The sequence below is a fragment of the Sphingobium chlorophenolicum genome, assembly GCF_000722875.1.
Lineage (GTDB): Bacteria > Pseudomonadota > Alphaproteobacteria > Sphingomonadales > Sphingomonadaceae > Sphingobium > Sphingobium chlorophenolicum.
In genome coordinates this window covers 1-1,468 of sequence record NZ_JFHR01000120.1, presented here as the reverse complement: position 1 = coordinate 1,468, position 1,468 = coordinate 1, and the positions used below count along the sequence as shown (strand labels likewise).

At 62.5% G+C, this 1,468-nt stretch carries 3 protein-coding genes; all 3 read right to left on the bottom strand.

The window, feature by feature from the left end; all coding sequences use genetic code 11:
* Positions 1-466 (bottom strand): cation efflux transmembrane domain-containing protein (locus tag BV95_RS22490; protein WP_037457578.1); only part of this gene is annotated, 466 nt, incomplete at its 3' end.
* A complete protein-coding gene (locus BV95_RS22485) occupies positions 463-1,149 on the bottom strand; it encodes a ZIP family metal transporter (RefSeq protein WP_037457577.1) in 687 nt (228 codons plus the stop codon). The genes BV95_RS22490 and BV95_RS22485, both read right to left, overlap by 4 nt.
* A 3-nt stretch (positions 1,150-1,152) precedes the next feature.
* Positions 1,153-1,468 (bottom strand): hypothetical protein (locus BV95_RS24475; protein ID WP_037457573.1); only part of this gene is annotated, 316 nt, incomplete at its 5' end.

The window sequence follows — 1,468 nt, the reverse complement described above, 5'->3', positions numbered from 1 at the left end:
CGGCGATCAGGATGCCGCCGTTGGAAATGAAGTCGTTGAAGCTGAAGGTGGTTGCGGCCCGGAGATTGACGTCCGGATCCTTGAGGCGCTGGAGCAGCCGCAGGCAGAGGTAATTCACGACGCCGGCGATCGCCGACATGACCATCATGGTCGGTCCGATCGGTTCGCTGCCTTGAAGGTAGCGCCGGCCAACGTCGATCAGGATGCCGCCCGCGAAGATCAGCAGCATGACGCCCGAAGCGACCGCGGCGCGTGTCTTCCACGTCTGGCCCCAGGTGAGCGCCACAAGGCTCAGCGCATACACGGCCGTATCGGACAGGTTGTCGACGCCGTTGGCGATCAGAGCGCTCGAGTCCGCGAAAAATCCTGAGACGAAGAAACCCCCCGCGATCGCCGCGTTCAGCAGCAGGACGATCCAAAGTGTGCGACGCTCTTGCCCGCCATTGTTGTCGTTGCTCGAAATCATCCCATGATCTCCTCAAGCGTCAGCAGGGCAAGGAATCCCACGAAGAACATCGAGCTGATGAGTGGGGTGTCAGGCTTCTCGTGCGCCTCGACCAGCAGCTCTTCCGTGACGAGGTAGAGCAGCGCCATCAGACCAAAACTCAGGAAGCCAGCGACCATTACCGGTGAGAGCGTGGCGACAGGAACAGCCGCGAGTGCGCCGATCGGCAGCAGCAGCGCCAATGCCGACACAGTCACGATGATGCGCAGGCGCGAGCGATAGGTTTCCGCCAGCTCGTCGGTCAGTGTCAGACCAAGGAAGAGCACTTCGAGCGTCAGCGCGATCGTCAGCAGAAATCCCGCCTTCTCACCCGCGACGAACGCGAGGCCGAGCACCAGACCATCGACCAGAATGTCAATGCCGATCGCGGCGAGCAGTGCCATTGGCCCCTTGAAGCGGGCCTCGAAAGCCTTGAGACCCAGCATCGTCGCAACGCCCGCCGCCCCGCCGATCAACGTAGCGCTAGGTGAAGCCTCATGCTTGACCTGCGGCAGGATTTCAGTCGCTGCCGCCGCAAACACGACGCCGGCAGCGAGATGCTGGAGGCCCGCCACGACACCAGGATTTAATTTGGTCCGGCTCGCGATGATCGCGCCGAGCACGACCGCCAGCACAGGCGCAAGCGTGTACAGCAATGCCTGCATATCCTATGATTCCTCCGGGGTTCGATGACAGACGCGGATCTTCCCGCGCTGCGTGAAGGCGATCGACCCGCCGGCCACGACTGCCCGCGACCGGTCGCCGCGAAATTCCTCGCCAGTACGTTGCGCGCGCAGGATCTCAGTTCTGCCCCTGGGCAGCCAGGTGACAGCCATTTTCAGGCCGTCGTCGATGAAGTCGACATCGGCGCGTGTGCCGTCGTCGCAGTACATGATGCGCTGCGCGATTAGTTTCGACGTCAGATGCTTTTCATGCGCCGGCTCGGTAGGCTGGGTCGGCGCTGGATTACACGCCCCTATAACC